The following is a 23,868-nucleotide window of genomic DNA, read 5'->3' as shown; positions in this document are numbered from 1 at the left end:
GGTTTTCTGCACATACGGGCGACCTGCCCCTGCTAGACTTTAGGTGCGGATGGGAAATCCCCTCACCCCTAGCCTAGAGAGCTCTATCCGGCGCGCGCTGGAGCTGGCGCTCGAGCGTCAGCACGAGTACGCCGGGCTTGAACACCTCCTCCTGGCGCTGCTCGATGATCCCGACGCCAAGCGGGTGCTTCTGAGCGTGGGGGTCGACCTGGACCACCTGCGGATGATGCTGCTGGAGTCGCTCAGGCAGTTTGAGAGCGTCCCCGGAGCCCAACCCGAACCCACCACCGCCTTCCAGCGGGTCATCCAGCGGGCCGTGTTGCAGATGCGCTCCGCCGGACGCGACCAGGCCAATGGGGCCAATGTGCTGGTGGCCCTTATGGACGAGCGGCAGTCGGCGGCCTATGCGCTCCTGGAGCAGATGGGCGTGACCCGACTTGATCTGACCTCCGCCATCGCCCGGGGTGCCCTACCCCGGGGTACCCAGCCCAGCGGGGAGCCGGTTGGGGTGGGTGAGGCAGGCTCCGAATTGCCCCAAAACCCCCTCGAGGCCTACTGCACCAACCTCACCGAGCAGGCCCGGCAGGGCCGGCTTGACCCCCTGATTGGGCGCCGGGCTGAGCTGGAGCGCATGCTTACCGTTCTCTCCCGCCGCCAGAAGAACAACCCCCTTCTGGTAGGCGACCCCGGGGTGGGCAAGACCGCACTGGTGGAGGGCCTGGCACAGCTCATTGTGGGGCAGGGCGGCAGGGACCTGCCCCTCCCCGACCGGCTGAAGGGCGCGGAGGTCTACGCCCTGGACATGGGCAGCCTGCTCGCGGGCACCCGCTACCGGGGCGACTTCGAGGAACGGGTCAAAGCGGTGATGAAGGCCCTGGAGGAGCACCCCAACGCCATCCTCTTCATTGACGAGATTCACACCATCGTGGGGGCTGGCTCCACCACCGGCTCGGTGGTGGACGCCAGCAACCTGCTGAAGCCCGCCCTGACCGGCCGGTTGCGCTGCATTGGGGCCACCACCTTCGCCGAGTACAAGCACTTCGAGAAGGACCGGGCTATCGCGCGGCGCTTCCAGAAAATCGATATCCTAGAGCCTTCTCACACCGACGCGGTGCGGATTCTGGAGGGGATCAGGCCCAGGCTCGAGGCCCACCACCGCCTCCGCTACACCCATGGGGCCATCCGGCGAGCGGTGGAGCTGGCCGCCCGCCACCTAACCGAGCGGCGCCTGCCCGACTCCGCCCTGGACGTGCTGGACGAAGCCGGAGCGGCCCAGGTCCTCCTCCCCCCCCAGAAGCGCAAACGCCGCATTGGGGTAGCCGAGGTGGAGGCCACCGTGGCCCGTATGGCCCGCATTCCCCCCAAGAGCCTGAGTCGGGATGACGAGGCGGTGCTCGCCAACCTGGAGCGGGAGCTAAAGGCCGCCGTTTTCGGGCAGGACCGGGCGGTAGAGGAGGTAGCCAGCGCCATCAAGCTAGCCCGCGCCGGCCTGCGCGATCCCCAAAAGCCCATCGGTTGCTATCTCTTTGCCGGGCCCACCGGGGTCGGCAAGACCGAGCTGGCCCGCCAGCTGGCCGCGTCCCTGGGGGTACCCCTGCTCCGCTTTGACATGTCCGAGTACATGGAGAAGCACTCGGTGTCCAGGCTTATCGGCGCCCCCCCAGGCTACGTGGGCTTTGACCAGGGCGGGCTACTCACCGATGCGGTGGCGCAAAACCCCCACTGCGTGCTGTTGCTGGACGAGATAGAAAAGGCCCACCCCGACCTTTACGCCATCCTGCTGCAGGTCATGGACTACGGCAGGCTCACCGACCACAATGGCAAGGCTGTGGACTTCCGCAGCGTGGTGCTCATCATGACCACCAACGCAGGAGCCGCCGAAGCCAGCCAACGGCGGGTAGGATTCCTCGGCGGCACCCGGCAGGAGGCCAGCGAGGAGGCCCTAAAGCGCACCTTCACGCCGGAGTTCCGCAACCGGCTGGATGCCATTGTGCACTTCAACCCGCTCTCCCCGGAGGTTATGCAGCAGATTGTGGGCAAGTTCCTGAGGCAGCTCGAGGCCCAGCTCGAGGAGCGGGGGGTGCGGGTTGCTGTCACCCCGGAGGCGGTAGCCTGGCTGGCCGAGAAGGGCTACGACCCCCTGCTGGGGGCCCGCCCCCTGGCCCGGCTCATTCAGGAAACCCTAAAGAAGCCCCTGGCCGACCTTCTGCTCTTCGGCCCCCTCAAGCGAGGCGGCCGCCTTACGGTTACCCTCAGGGAGGGAAAAATTGCTCTAGAGGTCAGCTAGGGCTTCCGGCGGGGCTCGCCGGGGTTATGGGCGCCGAAGGCTTGGACCCCGGAGCCATGACCATGTTCATATCCCGCCCCATGAGTTCGGGCCGCATCTCCACAAAACCTATCCCTTCCAGGTCCTTGGCGATGCGCTCCAAAAGCCGGTAGCCCAGCTCCTGATGGGCCAGCTCACGCCCTCGGAACATGATGGTGACCTTCACCTTGTGGCCCTCCTCCAAAAAACGCCGGATGTGGGAGAGCTTGGTGTTGTAATCGTGGGCCTCAATTTTGGGGCGCAGCTTCATGCTCTTCAGCTCGGTGCGTTTGGCCTTCTTTCGAGCTTCCTTCTCAGCCTGCTGCTGCTCGTAGCGCCACTTGCCGTAGTCCAGCAACCGGGCTACCGGAGGGACCGAGTTGGGCGATACCAGCACGAGGTCGTACTCCCGCTCCTGGGCCAGCCGCAGCGCTTCACGGGTGTCCACCACTCCGATTTGCACGCCGTTCTCGTCAATCAGGCGGACCTGACGCACCCGAATTCGCTCGTTCACCGGTACATCTTTGATAGCTTCACCTCCGCAGGCTTAGGCCTACGCCCTGAGTCTACAAAAAAGCCCAGCCAGCCGCAACGCCGAGCAAGCCTTAGCGGGGAAAGACCCGAAGCAGGCCGACCGGTGCCAGGCGAACCTCCTGCCCGGGCAGAGCCTCGAGCTTGACCACCGCCTCCCCCCAGCCAAGGCGCACCCGGCAGAGCCGCTCCCCCCGGCCGTCATAGCTGGCCTCCACCCGGGCCAGAAGCCCCGCAGGGCTGGGCACCAGCTCCTCGTAACGGAAGGCCAGGAACCCCGGGCCTTCCTGCACCCCCTCCACCGGCCAGACCACCCCATCCCACCCCACCTGCCCCCCGCGCACCTCTACAGGCAGGAGGTTGAGCCGGCCAAAGGCCCGAGCAGCCGCCAGGCTGTTGGGCCGGGCATAGACCTCCGCAGGGAGCCCCTCCTGCACGATGCGACCCCCCTCCAGAACCGCTACCCGATCGGCCACCGCCAGGGCTTCGTCGGGGTCGTGGGTCACGTGCAGGGCACCCACCCCTTCAGCCCGCAGCAGGGAGGCCACCTCAAGCCGAAGCTCCTCCCGAAGCACGGGGTCCAGGGCCGAGTAGGGCTCGTCCAGGAGCAGGAGCCGCGGCCTCGCCGCCAGGGCTCGAGCCAGGGCCACCCGTTGCTTCTGGCCCCCAGAGAGCTGGTGCGGCCTACGCCTCTCCAGCCCCAAAAGGCCTACCCGCTCCAGCAAGGCCAGGGCCTCCTCCTTCCTGGGCTCCTTCATGACCAGAAGAAGGTGTTCCAGGACCGTCAGGTGAGGCCAAAGGGCATGGTCCTGAAACACGTAGGCCAGCCCGCGCCGCTCAGGGGGCAGGTTGGTCACATCCTCCCCATCCAGAAAAATCCGCCCCGAGTCGGGAAGCAGCAACCCCGCCACCAGGTTCAGGAGGGTGGTCTTGCCGGAGCCCGAGGCCCCCAGAAGGGCCAAGATCTGGCCCCGACCCAACCCCAGGGAAACCTGATGGACCCCCGCCTTGCCAAAGCTTTTGGTAAGCCCCTCTATCCGCAGCATCCCCACCCCAAGGCTCAGGCCACCACCCCCCGGCGCGGCAGCAGCAAAAGTAGCAGGGAAAAGGCCATCAGGAGGAGACCTATGGCGGCCGCTTCACGGAAAAGCCCCCCGTTCAGGGCAGAGAGAACTGCCACCCCCAGGGTCTCAGCCCCAGGGGCGTAAAGAAGGGCCGAGAGGGTTAGCTCAGCCAGGGCCAAAGGCATCACCAAGAACACCCCAGCGGCCAGATAGGGCCAAAGCAGGGGATAGCCTATACGGAACCAGGCCCGGCGCGGCCCCAAACCAAAAAGCCGCCCCACCCCCACCAAACGCTCCACCCCTCCCTCGAGGCCCACCTCCACCGCCCGAAGCATCAGGGCCGCAAAGTTGAGCAGATAGGCTAGGAGCAACAGCCAGGGCGTGGCGTAGATGGGCGTGGGCGCGAAAACCAGGATCAGCCCGATGGCCAGCAGCGTACCGGGCAGCAGGTAGTGCAAGTCCAAGAGCCGCCGCAACCGACGGGCGGCCTCGGGCCAAGGGGCCAGCAGAAGCCCCAGCATCAGCAAAAGGCCGGTTGCCAGCAGGGCCAAACCCACCGAGTTCAGCAAACCCTGGCGCACCAAGGGCAACGCCAAAGCAGCGGAGAAAGCCGGCTCAAAAGCCCCGCTGAAGGTGTTGAACAGGGCCCGCTGGAGTAGACCCACCAGGGGAAGGCCCACCCCCAGCAAAGCGAAGAGGAGAAAGCCCAACCGGGCCGCCCAGGGCCACCGGGGCCGCAGCGGCCGGAGGGCAGGCTCCCCCACCGGGGCGCTGTGAAGGAGGACCGCCGGAAGGGCCAGCAACCCCAGCAAAAGCCCCACCGCAGCCGCTTCCCCCAGAGGGTCAGGGCTGGCCGGGGAGAAGAGCCGGCTGTAGGCCAGGGTGGGTAGGGTGTACACCTGTGCCGGCAGCCCCAGCACCGCAGGAACCCCAAAGTTGCCCAGGAGCGTGAGGTAAAGCGCCCCAAAGGCCGCCACCAGCGCCGGAAGCACCGGCGGCAGGAGGGCCCGCAGGCGCCGCCCACCCCGCACCCCGTGGGCCTCACAGGCCAGCAGCAGGGGGGCCAGGCGGTGCTCCAGGGCCGGCCGCAACAACAGGTAGGCCATGGGCGCGTAGTGGGCCGTCCAGGCCAGGAGGATTCCCCCCACCCCATACGGCCGCAGGCCGAGCATCTGCAGGGCGTACAGAAAACCCAAGGCGCCCACAAAGGGGGGCACGAGGTAGGCCGACAGCAAAAGCACGTCCCACCCCGGATGCAGCCGGGCGCGAAAGGCCAGCCAGGCCAGCCCACCCCCTACCAGCAGGCAGAGAAGGCTGCCCGCCAAGGCCAGGGCGAGGGAGGCCCCCGCCAGGTCAAGCACCTTGGGCACCAGGCTTAGGTTCCCCAGCCCTCGCGCAGCCAGCACCAGCAGTGGCGAGGCCACGCCAAGCCAGAGAAGCCACCAGAACGGAGCGGCCATGCCAAGCCCAAAGCCCCCATCAGGCCCAAGACCCCGCCACTAGGCGGCCTCGTAGAGGCGGGGCTGGACCCAAGAGGAGCCGCGCAGCCCGTGCAACGCCTTGGCCGCTGCCAGCACCGCCAGGTCAACCAAGGGTTCCACCAGCAGCACCAGCAAGTAGGCCGCCCCAAACGAAGCGACCTGGGCCAGGTTTTCCGAGGTGAGGCCATGACCGTAGAGCGCCCAAAAGGCCACCCAGGCCACAATGCCCCCCTGGTAGGTCGCCGAAAGCCTGAGGACCTGCCCGTAGCGCAGTTCGACGTAGGGGGTACCAGGCGCAACGATCCGCCGGGCCACCAGATGCACAGCAAAAAGCGGGAACAGCAGGGTGGTAACGTTCATGCCGTACTGGGGTAGGTCGGTGGGCGCAAAGAAAAGCCCTTGGACCAGCAGACCCATCGCCAGGCCCACGGCCGCGGGCCCCAACCCAAAGAGCAGGTAAATGGTGGTGCCCAAAATCAGATGCACCTCCGAGACCCCCACCGGAGGGTGGGGCAACACCTCAAAGCAAACAAACACCACCAGCGCGGCCAAAAAGCTGCGCAGCGCCAAGGGAACCACGCCTTGGGTCCGCCCGTGCTGAACCGCCGCCCTTACAGCGAGGCTCAGCCCGACGGCCCCTGTCGCATAGCCAAGATAGACTTTGGCCCCCTGAACCACCCCAGGTTCAATGTGCATACCAACCTCCTCAACCCTGATTTAACCACAAGCTGTACGCACAGGACGGGGGAAAACGCCCGATTGCGGTTGTGGTGGAGCAGCACAGAGGTGCCGTATAGGATGTGTACACCGCAGTGCTGACGCGGGAACGGCAACTTAACAATCGCAGGAGGGGGTTTTTGCTTTGGGGAAGGGATTAAAAAGGCATCCCACCGTGCTCGGTCACGAGGGAGCCGCGTGCGGTATCGGGAGTCCGAGCCCACCGCAGTTGTCCCGCTCAGGATACCACAAAATCCTAAGACCGCTCCACAAACCCTGTGGACCGGACAGAAAAGCCCTCTAGCGCAGGTTGAAAAGCTCATTGAACTGGGAAAGGAGGCTTTGGCGGTTGGCCTGGATGTAGTCTGCCGCCGAGGGAATAGCCAGCACCTCGCCGCTCACCCCGGCCGGACGGGGGGCCGAGGCCACCACCGGAATGTAACCCTGCTGGGCGAAGAGGGCTTGGGCCTCCGGCGAGAGCAAAAAGCGCACAAATCGCTCAGCCAAGGCGGGGTTCTTGCTGGTTGATAGGATACCGATGGGCGTGGGCACCAGAATAGCTCCATCGCGGGGGTAGACCATCTTGAGAGGGGCTCCCTGGCGGACCAGGTCGCGGATGCCAAAATCGGTGATGATGGCCAGGGCGTACTGCCCCTCGGCCAGCTTCTGCTGCAAAACCGGGTTGGACTGCTCTACCCTCATCCCGTTGCGCCGAAGCTGTTCGAAGAAGCCAAAGCCAAAGCGCTGGGTGAGGGTACCCAAGGTGGAGAGGGCGGCTCCGGAAAAATTGGGGTTGGGCATGCCCACCAGGTCCTTGTACTCGGGGCGCAATAGATCGCGCCAAGCAGCGGGCTCAGGAAGGCTGCCCAGCCGGCGGGTGTTCACCGCGATGCCGTTGTAGAGGAGCCTCACCTCGTAGTAGAGCCCGCCTTGGTAGGCGAACCTCACCGGAAAACCTGGGGTGGTGGCCCGCACCGGTCTGAGGCGGCTGGCCCCTGCGAGCTCGCGAAAAAAGGTCTCGTCGGCCACCCACAGGAGGTCGGGCTGGGGGTTGCCGGCCTCGAGCTCAGCGCGAAGCCGGGCAATCACCTCTCCCGTGCCGCTCCGAAAAACCTGGACGCCAACCCCGGGGTTGGCCCTCCTGAAAAGTTCTATCATGGGGTTGACGTTGGTCAGGACCTCCGAGGTGTAGAGGGTGAGGGTCTGGGCCTGGGCTAGGCCTAGGAGCAGAAAGAGGCTAAGAAACCTTCGCATGGGTTCTCCCAGCCAGAATACTCTAGGCTCAAGGTCATCCCCATGTCAGGGCTCAGGCCGCCCCTGCGATGATGCGGTGGTCCTTGAGCTCTACCCCCACCAGGCCGTGCTTGGCACAAAGCCGCTCGAGGTTCCTCTTTCGCTCCTCCAGGCGGGCCGCATAGGACATGTTGCCCCCGTGAACGCTCACCACCACCCCCCGGCCCGGGAGGCCGAGCAGGGGATACCCCGCCCCCACCACCCGCAGGTACCAGTCCCAGTCCCAGTAATCGTCCATCTCCGGATCAAAGGGACCCAGCTCATCGTGCAGGCGGCGCGGGTAGGCCACCCCCGAGGCCAAAATCAGGTTGTCCTTGCGCAGCGCCTCAGGGGTAGCCCTGTGGTCAAAGGGGATGCGTTCTAGCTCGAGCCCATCCCGCTCATACACCAAGTACCCCCCCCGGTAGACCAGGCCCTCCTGGGCCCGCAGGGCCCGTGCCACCCGATACAGGTGGGTGGGGTCCTGCCACCAGTCGTCGTCGTCTAGAAGGGCAATGTACTCCCCTCTGGCGTGCAAAAGCCCGGTGTTGCGGGCCGCCACCTGGCCCTTACCCTGGCTGCGCACCGCGACAACGCGCGGTTCACCCAGCTCCTGGGCAGCTCGAAGCCCGGCGCCGTCCCCATCGTCCACCACGACCGCCTCCCAATCGGGGTAAAGTTGAAGGCGCAGGGAGCGCAGGGCCCTGAGGAGCAGCCCCGGGCGGTTGAAGGTCGGCACGATCACGCTGAACATTGTTTTCCCAGAGATTAAAACCCCTCTGTCAGCCCCGCTTAGTACCCCCCCTGACATTTCGCTGATGTTCCTGACCCTGGCCTGACACCCCTCCCCAAGGCTGGAGGCGGTGAGCTGCCATGCGCATCCTGGTGACCAACGACGACGGCATCTACAGCCCGGGCCTCCGCAGCCTAGCCGAGGTGGCCACCGCCTTCGGCGAGGTGCGGGTGGTGGCCCCCGATGTTGAGCAGTCCGCCATGGGCCACGCCATCACCATCCTGCGGCCGCTGCGCTACCAAAGGGTGCCCATGGGGGGCCTCGAGGCCTACCGGGTGAACGGTACTCCCGCCGACTGCGTAGCCCTGGGCACCCACCACTGGGAACGGGTGGACCTGGTGCTTTCGGGCATCAACCTGGGCTCCAACCTGGGCCACGAAATCTGGCACTCCGGAACGGTAGCCGCGGCCAAACAGGCGGCCTTGTTGGGCATTCCGGCCATAGCCTTCAGTGCCCCCAGCAACGGCCGGGAGCCCGACCTCGAGACCCTGAAACCCTGGGTAGGCCGGGTGCTGGAGGCCCTGCTGCGCGAACCCAAGCCCTTCCTCATCAATGTGAACTTCCCCTCCACGCCCAAGGGCCTGCTCTGGACCCGCCAGTCGGTTCGCCGCTACACCGGACGGGTAGTCCCAGGCACCGACCCCATGGGCCGGGAACACTTCTGGTTCGTCGCTGAGCCCGACCAAGCCCCCGAGGAGGGCACCGACCGTTGGGCAGTGAACCAGGGTTTCATCGCCCTGACCCCCCTCCGCCTGGATATGACCGACGAGGAGCGCCTGGGCCGCACCTTCCAGCTCGCCGCACTGGCCGACTGAGGCCCCCTAGGTCGGGAAGGCAAAGGCCTCGTAGGAAAGCTCCGCCACGGAGAACCAGCGGTACTGCTCAGCCCGGAAACCCCAGTAGGCGGTATAGACCTTCCTGTAGGTGGCCTCTTTGGCGGCCTGTTCCTCGTAGAGGGCCCGGGCCTCCTCGAGGGCCCTCTTCATCACCTCTGCGGGCCACTTCCGAAGGCGCACCCCAGCGGAGAGGAGGCGCCTTAGGGCAGGGGGATTCTGCGCATCGTACTTGGCCATCATGGTGAGGTTCACCTCCTGGGCCGCTACCTGGAAGGCCTCCTGGAACTCCTTGGGCAGGCGTTGCCACTCCCTTTGGGAGACCAGGAAAGATAGCTGGGCGGAGGGTTCCCAGAAGGAAGGGTAGTAGTAGTAGCGGGCCACCTTGTAAAAGCCCAGCTTCTCGTCGTCGTAGGGACCGGAAAACTCGGTGGCATCAATGGTGCCCCGCTCCAAGGCCGGGTAGATATCGCCGGCCGCCAGGGTCTGGGGCACCACCCCAAGCCGGCCCATTACGATGCCCCCAAGACCAGGGATGCGCATCCTGAGGCCCCTAAGGTCTGCCAGGGCCCCGATCTCCTTGCGGAACCACCCCCCCATCTGGGCCCCGGTGTTCCCTCCGGGGACCTGGAGCACCCCAAAATCAGCGTAGACCTCTCGCAAAAGCTCCAGCCCCCCACCGAAAAGCATCCAGGCGTTGTGCTGTCGGTAGGTCAGGCCGAAGGGCACGCCGCCGTCAAAGGCCAAGGCAGGGTTCTTGCCCACGTAAAAGGGCCCGTAGGTGTGCCCCGCCTCTACGGTGCCTTGCTGAACAGCATCCAGCACCTGCCCTCCAGGGACAATCTCCCCCGCCTGGTAGACGCGTATCTGGAAGCGCCCCCCGGTGAGCTCGGAGACCCGCTTGGCCAGGTCTTCGGCCCCGCCGTAGAGGGTATCCAGGCTCCTTGGGTAGCTGGAGACAAGCCGCCAGCGCACCTGGGGCTGGGCCTGGGCGTAGGCGGTGTACGTGAGGCTAGTGGCCAGACCAGCTCCCAGCTTTTTTAGGAAGCTCCTTCGCTTCATTGGGCCCTCCTTCGGCAAAAGCCTACCAGATTGGGGCCCACCGTTGTAGCCCTAGCTTTTGGCCCTAACCAGCTCGGCCAGCTGGGCGTAAAGCCGCTCCTCCTCGGGGCTCGGGTGGGTGGGAATCACCACCCGCACCTCGGCGTACTGGTTCCCCCGGGTCCCGTCCTTGCGGGGCCAGCCCTTTCCCACCAGGCGCAGCTTGCGGCCGCTTTGGGTCCGCTTTGGGATGGTAAGCTCCACCGGGCCATCCAGGGTCTGGATACGCACCTTTCCCCCCACCACAGCGATGGGCGCAGGCACGTCCACGGTGGTGTAGATGTCATCCCCTTCCAGCCGCATCTGGGACCCAGGCCGAAGCCGCACCACCAGGTACAGGTCGCCCCCATCCCCTCCCTTTCCGGCCAGGCGCACCCGCTGGCCCTCCCGGACCCCCGGGGGAATCCTCACCTTGAGCTGTTCGGGCCCCACCGAAATGGTCTTCTCCCCGCCCCGGTAGGCCTCCTCCAGGGTGAGGGGAAGCTCAAGCTCAAGGTCCACCCTGCGGCGCGCCTCAGCACCGAAGAAATCAGCCAGCCCACCGAAACCGCTTCCCCGAACACGCCCCCCAAAACCGAAGAGCTGCTGGAAAAACTCGGAGAAATCACCGATGTTGCCTACAAAGCCGCCAAAATCCCCCTGGCCGGGTGGGGGGCCCTGCCACTGCCCGCTACCTACCGCGCTGCCATAGGTATCGTAGAAGCGGCGCTTCTCGGGATCGGAGAGGACGGTGTAGGCCTCGTTGATCTCCTTGAAGCGCTCCTCTGCCCCAGGCTCCTTGTTCACGTCGGGGTGGTACTTGCGGGCCAGCCGCTTGAAGGCCCTTTTGATTTCCTCCTCGCTGGCGTCTCTGGAAACCCCCAGGATTTTGTAGTAGTCCTTGTAGGCCATACCGCAGCCCCTCTAGTTGGCCAGAAGCGGTCTAGTTGCCTTCCACGGGCGGCTGGGCCTCGCCCGCCTCGGACCTGATCCCGCTGCCCACCACCACCCGGGCCGGACGCACCAGCATCTCACCGTAGCGAAAGCCCTGCTGATAGACGTGCATCACCTTACCCTCCTCCCCCTCCACAGCCCCGATGGCCTCGTGGTACCGGGGATCAAACTCCGCACCCACCCCCGGGACGGTCTCCACCCCTAGGCTCCGCAGGCTGCGGGAGAAGTTCTCCAGGACGCTTTTGATGCCGGGAATCAGGTCTTCGGGCTTCACGCTGGCAAAGCCCAGGGCCCGCTCGAGGTCGTCCAGGGTCCCCAAAAGGGCCCGAATGGCCTCAAACTTGCCGTTGCGGTGCGCCGACTCGAGCTCCTGAACCATCCGCTTCTTGTAGTTCTCAAAGTCGGCATACAGACGCAGAAACTTATCCTTGGAAGCCTCGAGCTCGGCCTTCAAAAACTCCACCTCGCCCCTCAGGCGCTCCACCTCAGGAAGCTCTTCCGCACAGGTTTCGGCCGCGGTTTCCTTGCTTTCCATACGCACCTCGGAAAAGCCCAGGGGGGGTACGGTGGACAGCCTCACCAGCCCTTCCTCGTACCCCACCCAAGGGGTTTAGTCGGCGGGTTTGTAGTCGGCGTCAATCACGTCGTCCGACCTAGGAGCGCTCTGGCCCTGTCCCTGAACCGCCCCTTGCTCATAGGCCTGCAAGGCCGCGAGCAGCTCATCGGTGGCCTGGCGAAGCTCTGCGTCGCTGCCGTCCCGCTCCACCAGGGTTTTGGCCCGCTCTATAGCCGACTCCAGCCGGCTCTTGGCCTCCGGCGTACTGGCCTTCTCGCCCATCACGCGTTCGGCCTGGATGCGGGCTGTATCCAGGTTGTTCCTAAGCTCAGCGTGCTCCTTGCGCCTGCGGTCAGCCTCCGCATTGGCCTCGGCCTCTTTGATCATCCGCTCGATCTCCTGCTCGGAGAGGGTGGTGGTGTTCTGGATGGTGATGGAGGCTTCGCGCCCGGTGGACTTCTCCTTTGCGGTCACGTGGAGAATACCGTTGGCGTCGATGTCAAAGGTGACCTCAATCTGGGGTACCCCTGCAGGCATGGGCGGGATGCCGTCCAGGCGGAAACGCCCTAGGCTCTTGTTGTCCGCAGCCATGGGGCGCTCACCCTGCAGGACGTGGATCTCCACCGAGGGCTGATTGTGCTCAGCGGTGGTGAAAATCTCCGACTTGCGGGTGGGAATGGTGGTGTTTCGGGGTATCAGCACGGTGCAGACCCCACCCTTGGTCTCCACACCCAAGGAAAGCGGGGTGACGTCCAGGAGCACCACGTCCTGCACCTGCCCGGTGAGCACACCGGCCTGCACCGCAGCCCCCAGGGCCACCACCTCATCCGGGTTGACGCTGCGGTTGGGCTCCTTGCCCAGGATTTCCCGCACGATCCGCTGCACCGCCGGGACCCGGGTGGCCCCACCCACCAGGAGCACCTCGTCAATCTGGCTCGCAGAGAGACCCGCGTCGCGCAGGGCCTGCTCCACAGGGGCACGCATCCGCTTGAGGAGGGGCTGGATAAGCTCCTCAAACTTGGCCCGGGTGAGCTTCTTCTCCAGGTGCAAGGGCGTCTTGGAGACCGGGTCCAGCCCGATGAAGGGCAGGCTGATGGTGGTTTCGCTGACGTTGGAAAGCTCGATCTTGGCTTTCTCAGCGGCCTCAATGAGGCGCTGCAGGGCCTGCCGATCGGCCTTGAGGTCTACCCCACCCGACTCCTTCTTGAACTCCTCCACCAGCCAGCTCACGATGGCGTGGTCCATGTCCGAGCCGCCCAGGTGGGTGTCCCCCGAGGTGGCCTTAACCTCAAAGACCCCCTCGCCAATCTCCAGCACGGTTACGTCGAACGTACCCCCACCCAGGTCAAAGACCAGCACCGTCTCGTTGCCCTTTTTGTCCAAGCCGTACGCCAAGGCCGCGGCTGTGGGCTCGTTTATGATGCGGAGCACCTCGAGCCCAGCAATCCGGCCAGCGTTGGCGGTGGCCTCCCGCTGGGCGTTGTTGAAGTAAGCAGGAACGGTGATCACCGCCTTGGTGATCCGCTCCCCTAGCTTCTTGCTGGCGTCGTCCACCAGCTTGCGGAGCACCATGGCGGATATCTCCTCGGGGGTGTAGAGCTTGCCCTGGATGTCCACCCGCACCCCCCCATCGGGGCCCTTGACCACCTTGTAGGGTACCCGCTTAGCCTCCTCCTGTACCTCCTCCCAGCGCCGCCCGATGAAACGCTTGATCTCAAAGACGGTGCCCTCAGGGTTGAGCACTGCCTGGCGCCGGGCTACCCGGCCCACCAGCTGCTCCCCCCCCTTGAAGGCCACCACGCTGGGGGTGGTGCGCTCCCCCTCAGCGTTCTCCAACACCACCGGGCTTCCGCCCTCCATGATGGCGATGACGCTGTTGGTTGTTCCCAGGTCGATTCCTACGGCTTTTGCCATACATCCTCCACGGCCGTACTAAGCACGGCTCATCTGCCCATCAGGATAACTCTTGTAACCTCTATAGTCAATAGAGTTGAGTGAGGTACTATCAATATAGCCCCGCCCCCTGTTGCTCAGCGTCCTTCGGCCGCCCAGCAGCGGGCCCCACAGGGTACTTTTGACTACCTTCACCGCGAAGTTTGGTAGTACCCTAGAGGTAACGATGAACCGCCTGCCGTTCAACCTTTGGTTTATCCTACTTGCAGCCATCCTGATCGCCTGGGCTTTCAGCCTAACCTCCCACCAGCAACCCAGCAACACCATCGCCTACACCGTCTTCCTAAACGAGATTGAACAGGGCCGGGTGGCCCGCATCGTCGTGGACGGGCGGCAGCTCACCGTAAGCCCAAAGGACGGCAGCGAACCCTACATCACCTTTGCCCCAAGCCCAGTGGACACCGCCACCATCCGCGAGTGGGGAGAGAGGAAGGTACAGGTGGAGGTGGCCCCACCAAGGCGGGAAAATCCCCTGCTGGGCTTCCTAATCCCCCTGCTGCTGGTCGGGCTGCTCGTCGCGGCGTTCTTCTTCCTCTCCCGCAACCGCAGCCCTTCGGGTGACAACGCCTTCAGCTTCACCAAAAGCCGGGCCCGGGTGCTTACCGAGGCCCCCAAGACCAGCTTCAAGGACGTGGCGGGCTGTGAGGAGGCTAAGGAGGAGCTCAAGGAAATCGTGGAGTTCCTAAAGTCGCCTGGCCGGTTCCACGAAATGGGGGCCCGCATTCCCAAGGGGGTACTTCTGGTGGGCCCCCCCGGGTCGGGCAAGACCCACATCGCCCGGGCAGTGGCAGGCGAGGCCAAGGTGCCCTTCATCGCCGCCAGCGGCTCTGACTTTGTGGAGATGTTTGTGGGGGTGGGCGCAGCCCGGGTGCGGGACCTCTTCGAAACCGCCAAACGCCACGCCCCCTGCATCATCTTTATCGACGAGATTGACGCGGTGGGACGACGGCGGGGTGGAGGCATCGGCGGGGGCAACGACGAGCGGGAGCAGACCCTAAACCAGCTCCTGGTGGAGATGGACGGCTTTGAGAAGGAGTCCAGCGTTATCGTCATGGCCGCAACCAACCGGCCCGATGTCCTCGACCCGGCCCTCCTGCGGCCAGGGCGCTTTGACCGCCAGGTAGCCATAGACGCCCCCGATGTGCGGGGGCGGGAGCAAATCCTGCGCATTCACGCCAAGGGTAAGCCCCTGGCCGAGGATGTGGACCTGGCGCTTCTGGCTAAACGCACCCCGGGGTTTGTTGGGGCCGACCTGGAGAACCTGCTCAACGAGGCCGCGCTGCTGGCCGCCAGGGAGGGGCGCAAGAAGATCACCATGAAGGACCTCGAGGAAGCCGCCGACCGGGTGGTGATGGGGCCAGCCCGCAAGAGCATGGTGGTCACCCCCAAGGACCGCGAAATCACCGCCTACCACGAGGCGGGGCACGCCCTGGCGGCCCACTTCCTGGAGCACGCCGACAAGGTGCACAAGGTGACCATCATCCCCAGGGGCCGGGCCATGGGCTTCATGATGCCCAGCCGGCAGGATACCCTGCACTGGAGCAAGAAGCGGCTCACCGACCAGATTGCCGTGGCCCTGGCGGGGCGGGTGGCCGAGGAGCTGGTCTTCGACGACGTGACTACCGGGGCCGAGAACGATTTCCGCCAGGCCACCGACCTAGCCCGCCGCATGATCACCGAGTGGGGCATGCACCCCGAGTTTGGCATGGTGGCCTACCAGGTGCGGGAGGACACCTACTTGGGCGGCTACGATACCCGGCAGTATTCTGAGGACACTGCCCGGCGCATTGATGAGGCGGTGCAGCGCTTCCTACAGGAGCAGTACGAGCGGGTGAAGCAGCTCCTTACCGAAAAGCGGGAGGTTTTGGAACGGGTTACCCGGGCGCTTTTGGAGCAGGAAACCCTAACCGGGGAGGAGTTTGTGCGGGTGGTGCAAGGAGAGGCCCTGGAAAACCCCTCCAACGGGCAGCCCCGGGAGAAGGAGGAGAAGGAGCCCCCCCGGGTGGTGCCCAAGGTCAAACCCAACCTGGGTGGGGCGTAACGCTTCCCTGCGGTTGAAGGCGGGGTATAATCCGCCCACCAAGGTATGCGACTGGGCTTCAGCCCCTTCACCACCGGTCTGGACTACCGCACCGCCTTTGAGCTGGCGGCGGAACTGGGCCTCTTTTTGGAGATCGCCTACGACCAGCACGAGGTAGACCCCAGGCTTCCTGGGGCCAAGGAGCTGGCCGAGATGGGCCGGAGCGCGGGGGTAGGGTTCACCGTACACCTCCCCTTTGTGGACTGGAACCTAGCCTCGCTGGTCCCCTCGGTCTGGCGGCTTTCCCTCGAGCGCACCCAGAGGGCCCTTGACTTCGCGGGGCAAATTGGGGCCTACTGCGGCGTTCTGCACACGGGCTCGGTGCCGCTGCGGCACCCCGAGGCCCTTGCCCAGGCCCGCAGGCTTCTCGAGCGGGCCTTGAGCGAGCTCGAGCCGGTAGTCCCCCTGGCCCTGGAGAACCTGGGCCTTGACGAGGACGACCTGCTGGAAACCCCGGATGAGCTGGCCCAACTCCTCCAGGCCCACCCTCAGCACGGCTTCTGCCTGGACGTGGGCCACGCGCTGGTGCAGCTTGGTCTGGAAGGACCCCAAACCTACCACCAGCTCCTGTGCGGCCGCCTGATCCACTGGCACCTACACGACAACCGAGGGGCCTCCGACGAACACCTGCCCTGCGGCGAGGGGCAGGTGGACTGGGGCTGGGTCCGACAGGCTCTAAAGGGGTTCAGCGGAACGGCGGCGCTCGAAGTTACCGGGGGAGCCGAGGGGGTTCGCCGAAGCGTAGCCTTGCTCCAGCAGCCCTAGCAAGCCCCATCTGGACCGTCCTCCAAATCCCCACACTTTTGCAAACGACCCTAGGGACATTTGCCCTTTAGATAAATTCCTACTATCAAGACCCGGGGCGCGGCCCCTACTTTTCTGGTAGGCTTTGGTCTGGCGTCCAGACCCCAGGGTCTGGCTGGGAGGAACGAATGCCGATTGAACGCATTGAGGTCTACTTGGACAATGGAAGTGAGCCCGTACAGGTGCTCAGGGAGCCCCCTTTCAAGCTGACCTACGACACCCGGAACCTCGCCGACGGCGAGCACCTACTCCGAGTGGTCACCCACTACACCAACGGTGCCAAGGAGGTGAAGGAGATTCCCTTCAAGGTGGCCAACACCCCTGGTGTGCTGGTGCAGGGTCTGGAGGAGGGCAAGGAGGTTTCAGGCACCCTCGAGGTGACCCTACGCGTGGCCGACCCCGAGGTCAGACCTACCCGTGAGCGTTTCCCAGGCTTGGGTGCGGCCATCGCCACCGCGGCAATTCTGGGCGGGGTCTGGCTCTTCTTTGCTGCAACCAACGTGACCCAAAAAACCCTGGAGGAGGTAGCCAAACCCCCCGCCGCCGCCGAAGCCCACGGAGGCGGCCACGGCGGGGAGCACGCCGCAGCCCCGGTGGACGCGGCCCTCAAGGCCAAGGGCGAGCAGGTCTACACCGCCAACTGCGCGGGCTGCCACCAGGCCACCGGCCAGGGCCTGCCTGGCGTCTTCCCAGCCCTAGCCGGCAGCAAGCACGTGGCCGACAAGGCCTACACCATCAACATCCTGCTCAAGGGTAAAGGGGGGATGCCCAGCTTCGCCCAACTTTCCGACGAGGAACTGGCCGCGGTGGCCACCTACATCAAGAACAGCTGGGGCAACAGCTTCGGGGGCGTTACCCCAGACGAGTTCAAAGCCGCCCGCTAGGGAGGAAGCATGTACCGAAACGACACGGTGGTGCCCTACTTCGCCCTGGTCTTCTCGGCGGCCCTCTTCCTGACGGCCTACCTGAACGACCGCTTCCGGGTAGTGCACGAGGCCGGGGCGGTGCCCCACCTCACGGTGGGCAACATTGGGCTGATGGCCTTTGCCCTGGTGCTCTTCGTCTACGGCTTTATCGGGCTTTTGAGCAACTGGCTGGAGGGCTCCGAGCTGCGTCCTGGTAGACACGAGCCCGAGCCCAGCAGCCTGCCCATGGTGGCGGGGGTGGTCCTTTCGCTCCTGCTGGTGATGCTGTCCGGCTTCTTTGTGCGCACCCTTATCTTCGCCAACAACCCCGAGATTGGCTACTACAACGCCACCACCCTCCAGGCCGGGGTCTTCGGGGCCATGATGTTTATCCTGGCCCTTCTCATCGCAATCTACAAGAAATTCTTCATAGAAGAGGAAGTGCTTGCCGAAGACGAAAAGGGCGACTTCCCCTGGTAGGAGGAACCCATGGCAGACCACGAAGCCACCGCACATTCACACCACCACGAGGAAGACCCCCAGGCCCACGCCACCCGGCGGGCTGTTCTACAGGCCGCCCTGGGGGTGAGCGCCGGCGCCACCCTCCTCTCCGCCCTCTGGGTGGGCGCAAGCCTTATTCCCCGGAAAGAAGAGGTGCCCAGCAAGGAACCGGTCGCCGTGGGGGATGTCTTGGTCTTTGCTACCGGCCCCAAGGCCAACCAGGAAATCACCCTGGACGACCTTCGGGCCGCTCAGAGGGAACCCATTCCCTTCATCCTCGCCTTTCCCAGAAGCCCCCAGAACGTGGTCAAAAAAGACCTCATCACCAACACCATCATGGTCATTCTGGCCGACCCCGCTAGGATGAGCCCGGAAACCCGCAAGCTGGCCTCCCCCGAAGGGGTGCTGGCTTACTCCGCAATCTGCAAGCACCTGGGCTGTACCGTAAGCCAGTGGCAGAATGGCCTCTGGCGCTGCCCCTGCCATGGCGGGGAGTACGACATCTACAACCAGGCCAGAGTGGTGGGCGGCCCCGTGCCCAAGCCAGTACCCCAGCTCCCGGTCAAGGTGGAAGGGGGCCGGGTGGTGGTGGCCGGCGAGTTCACCGACAGGCCGGGTGCCGATGTGTAGGGAGGAAGTATGTATAGGTGGTTGGACGACCGCTTGAGCATCGGAAAGCTCTACGCCAAGGCCTTCCGCAAGGCTTTCCCGGTGCACCACTCGTTCTTCTTGGGCGAGATCACCCTCTTCTCCTTTATCACCCTGGTGCTCACCGGGATTTTCCTGACCCTGAACTACGAACCCTCCATCCGCCCCGTTTCCGGCCCTCTATCGGGCGGGCAGGAGGTGCCTGCGGCCTACTACTCCATCCTCTACATTGACTCGCTGCCCTTTGGAGCGGTGATCCGTTCGCTACACCACTGGGCCGCCCACATCATGATCGCCGCGGCCTTCCTGCACATGCTGCGCATCCACCTGACCGGAGCCTACAAGAACCCTCGGGAGCTGAACTGGATCGTGGGGGTGTTCTTGCTGGTGCTGGCCATCCTGACAGCCTTCACCGGCTATGCGCTGCCTTTTGACAACTACGCCCTCACCGCCACCAAGATCGGCTACGAGATCGGGGCCGCAGCCCCCTGGGTGGGCAAGCTCCTGTCGGACATCCTCTTCGCCGGTGAGCTCTCCCCCACCAACACCCAGACCATTCCTCGGCTCTACTCCATCCACGTGCTCTGGCTGCCCCTGACCCTGATTGCGCTTATTAGCCTGCACCTGGTCATCATGATCAAGCAGAAGCACACCCAGCCCCGCTACGCCGAGAAGGTAGCGCCGGGCAAGATTGTGGGGGTACCCCTCTTCCCGCAGCAGGCGGCCATGATGGGCATCCTGTTCCTGGTCTACATTGGGGCCACCACCTTCATCGCCGGGGCCTTCCTAGCCCACCCAGTGGAGGCCTTCGGCCCCCCCACCGCCAACACCCCAGCGGTAAAACCCGACTGGTACTTCCTCTGGATATACGGAATTCTCCAAATCATCCCGGCCAACTGGCGCTTTGAGTTCCTGGGGGCCACCTTCGGACCCCAATTCTGGGGTGGCATCCTGGTACCCACGCTCATCATCCTAGGAGCGCTGGCCATTCCCTTCCTGGACTACTCCAAGGAGAAGCAGCGCTACCTCGAGCTCCCCAGCCGCCACCCCTTCCGCACCAGCTTCGTCATCGGGGTGTTGATGTTCTACATCATGAGCACCCTGGCCGGCTACAAGGTGGACCTCGGGCTATCCAACGAACTGCTGTGGGTGCTGGTGCTGGTTGTTCCGGTGGTCACCGGCGTCGTCAGCTACATCCTGATAAAGGCCATCTACGGCAAGGAGTGGAACCAGGAAGTGCAGGTGGAGCTGAGAGGGAAAGGTCCCGCCACCGACTGAGCCTCCACTGACCCAAGCCCCCCAAGGCGGGGGGCTTTTTTGTAGGCCAAAGCCGAGCCTGTGGGCACTGCAACCCCATGCCCCTTCCCTGCCCTCTGGGCCCGGCGGGGCTTCCCCCAAAGACCCCCCTCAGACCAGGTAGACCAAAAGCCCCAGCAGCTCCCCAAGCTCCACAAGGGCACCGTACACATCGCCCGTAAGGCCCCCCCCCAAGCGTCTGGCCGCCCAGTAGGCCAGGAGCAGCAGGCCCAGGAGCACCGCAAGGGCAACCCAAGGGAGGGCCAGCAGGGCCGGGAGGGCCAGCAAAAACGCCAGAAAGGGCCAGCCTCCGCGGCTTCTCGCCCCCAGGCCATCCGCCTTGGCCGCGGGGAAGAGGTTCATGGGCAACAGCACCGCAAAGCGCACAATGGCTGGCAGGGCCAGCAACAGGGCGAAAGAGGGACCAGCGGCCAGCGCCTGCCACTTGAGCAGAAGCACCACAAACCCCACCCCAAAGGCGAAGCTGCCCACGTGCACATCGGCCAGCAGGCGCAGCCGCTCAGCGGGCGGCTTTGAGGCGAGAAGCGCATCGGCGGTGTCGAGCAGGCCGTCCAGGTGGAGCATCCCCGTGGATGCCAGCCAGACCGCCAGCAGAATCCCCCCCCGCAGCCCCTCGGGCAGCCCCGCGGTCAGCCAGGCCGCCAGGGCCAGCGCCGCCCCGATCAGGTAGCCCGCCGCTGGGTAGAAGGCCGTGGCCGCCCGCATCTCCTCGGGCCTCACCTGGCCCAGGGGAGGTGTGGGAAAGGTGGTAAGAAAGCCAACCGCTAGCCAGAAGGGGCGCATCTCAAACCTGTCCGAAGAGGTCCTCAAACTCTGCCCGGCTCCGGATGGGCCTCCCCTCTCGGCGCAAGCGCATGGCCTCGGCCTGCACAGCCTTGGGGTAGGGGCAGTGGCGGCAGCCCGAACCGCAGCAGTAACCCCGTTTGCGGTGGTAGCTCCCGGTGAAGACCAGCAACCCCCCCTCGAGGTAGTAGTCCTCCCCTTCCCGCAGGTCCATGCCTCACCCCTCCCTTCCGGAAACCCCGGCCTCAGCAAAGGTGGCCATCCCCGAGACCACTTCCGCTGCAGCCCGAAGCACGGGAAAGCTCAGCACCGCCCCGGTGCCCTCGCCCAGCCGCATGTCCAGCTCGAGGATGGGCCTGAGCCCCAGGGCCTCGAGCTGATGGGCGTGCCCTGGTTCCAAGGAGCGGTGCCCGGCAAAGAGGTAGTCGCGCACCTCCGGCACCATCCGAACCGCCACCAAGGCCCCTGCCGTCACCGGAAACCCATCGGTCACCAGGGGCAGCCCAGCCTCGGCCCCGGCCAGGAAGACCCCCGCGGCCGCTGCGATCTCCAGCCCGCCCAACTCAGCCAAGATGGACAGCGGCTCTGCCCGGGAAAACCCTCCCAGCCGCGCCTCTGCTCGAGCCAGGGCAGCCCGGACGGCCCCCAGCTTCCGCGCATACCCCGCCTCGTCCACCCCCGTACCCCGTCCGGTCACCGCCTCCGCAGGAAGCCCCAGCAGGGCCGCGCTCAGCGCCGCTGCCGCGGTGGTGTTGCCGATGCCCATGTCCCCCGCTGCCAGCAGGGTAGCCCCCTCCCGGACGGCCTCGCGGGCCGCTTCCATGCCCGCCTCGAGGGCAGCCCTGGCCTCCTCTGGGGTCATGGCCGGCTCCCGGGCGATGTTGCCGCTGCCTGGACGCACCTTCCGGCAGACCACTCCAGGAGCCTCCACCGCGGAAGCCACCCCCACGTCCAGCACCCGCACCACCGCCCCGCAAGCCCGGGCAATCTGGTTGATGGCCGCCCCACCTCGGGCAAAGTTCAACAACATCTGGGCGGTCACCTCCGCAGGGTAGGCCGAAACCCCCTCGGCCACCACGCCGTGATCGGCTGCGCAGACCACCACCGCCCCGGGCCCGAGCCTGGGTCTCAGGGTCTGCCCAATGGCCGCAAGCCGCACCCCCAGCTCCTCCAGAAAGCCAAGCGAGCCCGTGGGTTTGGTGAGCTGGTCGTGGTGGGCTCTGGCCCGCTCCAGCCACTCTCTCGATACGGGTTTCACACGAACCATACTGTTCCTCACTTCAGCCGAAGGGGAAGGCCAGCCACCACCAGGTAGACTTCTTGGGCCTCCTGGGCTAGGCGTTGGTTGGCCGCTCCTAGAAGATCGCGATAGCGGCGGCCCAGGGGATTCTCCGGCACCAGGCCCATGCCCACCTCGTTGCTCACCACAACCAAGGTCTTCCCGCTACCGCGCGCAGCCTCCAGCAGCCGCTCCACCTCCTCCCGCACCTCCCGGCCCCTCAGGAGGAGGTTGGAGACCCAAAGGGTAAGGCAGTCCAGCAGCACCACCCCGTGGCCGGCCCGACGGAGGGCCTGGGGAACCTCGAGCGGCACCTCCAGGGTCTCCCATGCGGAGGGCCGCTCCCGCCGGTGCTGCAGGATACGCTCCCGCATCTCCTCATCTAGGGGCTCCGCAGTGGCCAGAAAGCTTACCCCATCCCCCCCCAGCCGCTGGGCCAAGGCCTGGGCAAACCGACTCTTGCCCGCCCGCGCCCCACCGGTGACCAGCACCAACACTAGCCCTCCCTCACAAAGAGCAGCCTCTGGGCTTCCCAATCTACTCCCACCACCGAACAGGGCGGCAAAAAAGCTTCCTGCCCCAGCTCGCGCAGCACCAGGCGCAGCACTCCCCCATGGGTGAAGACCAACAGCCGCCCCTCGGGCAGGGCTGAGAGGGCCGCATGGACCCGGGAGCGGAACCCCTCTACCGACTCCCCTCCAGGGGCCTGAAAGCCGTCAAACCGCAGCAGGGCCTGCCTGTGCTCCTCGGGCAGCTCGGCCCAAAGGAGGCCGTCCAGCTCTCCAAAATCTATCTCTCGCAAGGCCCAAAGCCTCTCCTCCGGCTCAGCGTAGGCCAGATGGGCGGTCTCCACCGCCCGCTGTAGGTCGGAGGCCACCACCCGGTCAAAGCGCTCCCGCTGCAGCCACACCCCAAGCCGCCGGGCCTGCTCCCTCCCCAAAGGCGAGAGCGGGACATCCGCCCAGCCAGTGAGCCGCCCCTGGGCGTTCCAAAGGGTTTGCCCGTGGCGTACCAACCACACCTCCTTCACGGCTCCACCCAGGCGTAGAGGGGGGTTTCCACAAACTCCGGCGGGCCCGCCAGGTAAACCCGCAGCCCCGGAAGGCGCAGGGTGCTCCCCTCCTGCTCAAAGTTGAGGGGGTCTTCAGGCAGGGTGTAGAGGAGGGTTTCGCCGGGAGGCAGTCCGGCTCGCATCAGGTGGGCATGGCCCGCCCTGCGCCCCCCCCGCACGCAGCCAGGCCGCGCCGCCCGCACCACCGCCACGTAGCGGGCCAGCCGGGGGCCGTCCTGCGTCACCAGCCGCCGCACCTCGCCCAGGTCCAGCACCAGCAGGCTAGGGGTCACCTTCAGGCTGGCCTGCATCTACCCTCCTATCCTATGAGCACCACCGGCCGCCCCTCTACGCTTCGGACCCGCACATGCGCCCCGTACACCCCCTGCAACAGTTCCTGGCTCAGCACCTCGGCGGGAGACCCCAGGGCCAGCAGGCGCCCTTCGGCCATAAAGGCCACCCGGTCGGCCCGCTGAGCTAGGTTGGGGTCGTGCAGCACGGTCAGAACACCCACCCCAGCCTCCCGCAAGCCTGCCAGGAGGTCCAAAAACTCCGCCTGGTGGTGCAGGTCAAGGTGGTTGGTGGGCTCGTCCAGGAGCAGGAAGTGGGGGCGGGTGGCCAGGGCTCGAGCCAGCAGGACCCGCTGCCGCTCACCCCCCGAAAGGGTGGGGAGCAGCCGGTGCCGAAGCCCAACCACGCCGGTCCGCTCCATCGCCCAGGCCACCGCCTCGGCATCGGCCGGGCCGGGCCGCCCCAGAAGGCCCAGGTGCGGGGTTCGGCCCAGGTAGACCACCTCCTCCACCGTGAGGTCCTCGGGGTAGGGGCCCGTTTGGGGAAGAAAGGCAATCCGCTGGCCCCTCTCCCAGCTCCGGTACTCCGCAAGCCGCCGGCCCTCCAGCCACACTTCTCCCCCCTGGGGCCAGACCAGCCCCGCCATAAGGCGCAGCAGGGTGCTCTTGCC

General features: G+C 65.8%; 25 protein-coding genes. 8 read left to right on the top strand and 17 right to left on the bottom strand.

The window, feature by feature from the left end; genetic code table 11:
• Positions 1 to 49: 49 nt before the first annotated feature.
• Complete coding sequence (locus NZ849_RS06095) at positions 50 to 2,287, top strand: AAA family ATPase (RefSeq protein WP_295405361.1); 2,238 nt, start codon at positions 50 to 52, stop codon at positions 2,285 to 2,287.
• On the opposite strand, the gene infC is transcribed toward NZ849_RS06095, so the two are convergent.
• The 6 genes from infC to NZ849_RS06065 form a co-directional block, all read right to left on the bottom strand.
• Positions 2,280 to 2,834 carry a translation initiation factor IF-3 gene (infC, locus tag NZ849_RS06090; protein WP_295405387.1) on the bottom strand — a complete coding sequence of 185 codons (555 nt, stop codon included), beginning with the start codon at positions 2,832 to 2,834 and terminating at the stop codon, positions 2,280 to 2,282. The genes NZ849_RS06095 and infC overlap by 8 nt on opposite strands.
• 76 nt (positions 2,835 to 2,910) lie before the next feature.
• Positions 2,911 to 3,882, bottom strand: a complete 972-nt coding sequence (locus NZ849_RS06085; protein ID WP_295387564.1) for an ABC transporter ATP-binding protein — start codon at positions 3,880 to 3,882, stop codon at positions 2,911 to 2,913.
• A gap of 14 nt (positions 3,883 to 3,896) precedes the next feature.
• A complete protein-coding gene (locus tag NZ849_RS06080; protein WP_295405359.1) occupies positions 3,897 to 5,360 on the bottom strand; it encodes an ABC transporter permease subunit in 1,464 nt (487 codons plus the stop codon).
• A 39-nt stretch (positions 5,361 to 5,399) separates the two neighbouring features.
• Entirely contained in the window at positions 5,400 to 6,077 is a 678-nt protein-coding gene (locus NZ849_RS06075) for an energy-coupling factor ABC transporter permease (protein WP_295387559.1), read from the bottom strand.
• Between the two features lie 321 nt (positions 6,078 to 6,398).
• Positions 6,399 to 7,352 (bottom strand): ABC transporter substrate-binding protein, encoded by a 954-nt coding sequence (locus tag NZ849_RS06070; protein ID WP_295405357.1) that lies wholly within the window; start codon positions 7,350 to 7,352, stop codon positions 6,399 to 6,401.
• Positions 7,353 to 7,404: 52 nt separating this feature from the next.
• Positions 7,405 to 8,124, bottom strand: coding sequence for a glycosyltransferase family 2 protein (locus tag NZ849_RS06065; protein WP_295387553.1), 720 nt, complete (start codon positions 8,122 to 8,124; stop codon positions 7,405 to 7,407).
• Between the two features lie 119 nt (positions 8,125 to 8,243).
• On the opposite strand from NZ849_RS06065, the gene surE reads away from it, so the two are divergent.
• Complete coding sequence (gene surE, locus NZ849_RS06060) at positions 8,244 to 8,978, top strand: 5'/3'-nucleotidase SurE (RefSeq protein WP_295387551.1); 735 nt, start codon at positions 8,244 to 8,246, stop codon at positions 8,976 to 8,978.
• 6 nt (positions 8,979 to 8,984) lie between these two features.
• Here surE and NZ849_RS06055 read toward each other — a convergent pair whose 3' ends face one another.
• From NZ849_RS06055 to dnaK, 4 genes are all read right to left on the bottom strand, one after another.
• Positions 8,985 to 10,058: an ABC transporter substrate-binding protein gene (locus tag NZ849_RS06055; protein ID WP_295405355.1), complete on the bottom strand. Its 1,074-nt coding sequence runs from the start codon at positions 10,056 to 10,058 to the stop codon at positions 8,985 to 8,987.
• Positions 10,059 to 10,109: 51 nt separating this feature from the next.
• A complete protein-coding gene (locus tag NZ849_RS06050) occupies positions 10,110 to 10,988 on the bottom strand; it encodes a DnaJ C-terminal domain-containing protein (RefSeq protein WP_295387546.1) in 879 nt (292 codons plus the stop codon).
• A 31-nt stretch (positions 10,989 to 11,019) separates the two neighbouring features.
• Entirely contained in the window at positions 11,020 to 11,565 is a 546-nt protein-coding gene (locus tag NZ849_RS06045; RefSeq protein ID WP_295387543.1) for a nucleotide exchange factor GrpE, read from the bottom strand.
• Positions 11,566 to 11,640: 75 nt separating this feature from the next.
• Entirely contained in the window at positions 11,641 to 13,500 is a 1,860-nt protein-coding gene (dnaK, locus tag NZ849_RS06040; RefSeq protein WP_295387540.1) for a molecular chaperone DnaK, read from the bottom strand.
• 205 nt (positions 13,501 to 13,705) lie between these two features.
• Between dnaK and ftsH the strand changes: the two genes are divergently transcribed.
• The 6 genes from ftsH to NZ849_RS06010 all read left to right on the top strand — a co-directional run bounded on the left by ftsH (position 13,706) and on the right by NZ849_RS06010 (position 19,755).
• On the top strand, positions 13,706 to 15,580 hold the full coding sequence (gene ftsH, locus NZ849_RS06035; protein ID WP_295387537.1) for an ATP-dependent zinc metalloprotease FtsH: 1,875 nt from the start codon (positions 13,706 to 13,708) through the stop codon (positions 15,578 to 15,580).
• Between the two features lie 45 nt (positions 15,581 to 15,625).
• On the top strand, positions 15,626 to 16,384 hold the full coding sequence (locus NZ849_RS06030) for a sugar phosphate isomerase/epimerase (protein WP_295405353.1): 759 nt from the start codon (positions 15,626 to 15,628) through the stop codon (positions 16,382 to 16,384).
• A 167-nt stretch (positions 16,385 to 16,551) separates the two neighbouring features.
• Positions 16,552 to 17,307, top strand: coding sequence for a cytochrome c (locus tag NZ849_RS06025; protein WP_295387531.1), 756 nt, complete (start codon positions 16,552 to 16,554; stop codon positions 17,305 to 17,307).
• A gap of 9 nt (positions 17,308 to 17,316) precedes the next feature.
• The gene (locus NZ849_RS06020; protein WP_295387528.1) at positions 17,317 to 17,808 is read left to right on the top strand and encodes a cytochrome C; all 492 of its coding nucleotides are present in this window, start codon (positions 17,317 to 17,319) and stop codon (positions 17,806 to 17,808) included.
• A gap of 9 nt (positions 17,809 to 17,817) precedes the next feature.
• A complete protein-coding gene (locus NZ849_RS06015; RefSeq protein ID WP_295405351.1) occupies positions 17,818 to 18,459 on the top strand; it encodes a ubiquinol-cytochrome c reductase iron-sulfur subunit in 642 nt (213 codons plus the stop codon).
• A 9-nt stretch (positions 18,460 to 18,468) separates the two neighbouring features.
• A complete protein-coding gene (locus tag NZ849_RS06010; RefSeq protein WP_295387522.1) occupies positions 18,469 to 19,755 on the top strand; it encodes a cytochrome bc complex cytochrome b subunit in 1,287 nt (428 codons plus the stop codon).
• A gap of 129 nt (positions 19,756 to 19,884) precedes the next feature.
• Here NZ849_RS06010 and NZ849_RS06005 read toward each other — a convergent pair whose 3' ends face one another.
• From NZ849_RS06005 to NZ849_RS05975, 7 genes are all read right to left on the bottom strand, one after another.
• Positions 19,885 to 20,577 (bottom strand): adenosylcobinamide-GDP ribazoletransferase, encoded by a 693-nt coding sequence (locus tag NZ849_RS06005; protein WP_295387519.1) that lies wholly within the window; start codon positions 20,575 to 20,577, stop codon positions 19,885 to 19,887.
• A 1-nt stretch (position 20,578) separates the two neighbouring features.
• Complete coding sequence (locus tag NZ849_RS06000) at positions 20,579 to 20,791, bottom strand: DUF5522 domain-containing protein (RefSeq protein ID WP_295387516.1); 213 nt, start codon at positions 20,789 to 20,791, stop codon at positions 20,579 to 20,581.
• A gap of 3 nt (positions 20,792 to 20,794) precedes the next feature.
• Complete coding sequence (gene cobT, locus NZ849_RS05995) at positions 20,795 to 21,844, bottom strand: nicotinate-nucleotide--dimethylbenzimidazole phosphoribosyltransferase (RefSeq protein WP_295387513.1); 1,050 nt, start codon at positions 21,842 to 21,844, stop codon at positions 20,795 to 20,797.
• Positions 21,845 to 21,852: 8 nt separating this feature from the next.
• Positions 21,853 to 22,353: a bifunctional adenosylcobinamide kinase/adenosylcobinamide-phosphate guanylyltransferase gene (gene cobU, locus NZ849_RS05990; protein WP_318773901.1), complete on the bottom strand. Its 501-nt coding sequence runs from the start codon at positions 22,351 to 22,353 to the stop codon at positions 21,853 to 21,855.
• Positions 22,353 to 22,886, bottom strand: a complete 534-nt coding sequence (locus NZ849_RS05985) for a histidine phosphatase family protein (protein WP_295387510.1) — start codon at positions 22,884 to 22,886, stop codon at positions 22,353 to 22,355. Before NZ849_RS05985 ends, cobU begins: the two co-directional genes overlap by 1 nt.
• Complete coding sequence (locus NZ849_RS05980; RefSeq protein WP_295387507.1) at positions 22,883 to 23,218, bottom strand: hypothetical protein; 336 nt, start codon at positions 23,216 to 23,218, stop codon at positions 22,883 to 22,885. Before NZ849_RS05980 ends, NZ849_RS05985 begins: the two co-directional genes overlap by 4 nt.
• Positions 23,219 to 23,226: 8 nt before the next feature.
• The coding region (locus tag NZ849_RS05975; RefSeq protein ID WP_295405349.1) for an ABC transporter ATP-binding protein at positions 23,227 to 23,868 on the bottom strand (642 nt) is incomplete at its 5' end.

Origin of the sequence: Meiothermus sp., assembly GCF_025060375.1 — a bacterium.
GTDB lineage: Bacteria > Deinococcota > Deinococci > Deinococcales > Thermaceae > Meiothermus.
The sequence above is the reverse complement of the archived record's forward strand: the minus strand, read 5'-3'. Positions and strand labels throughout refer to the sequence as shown.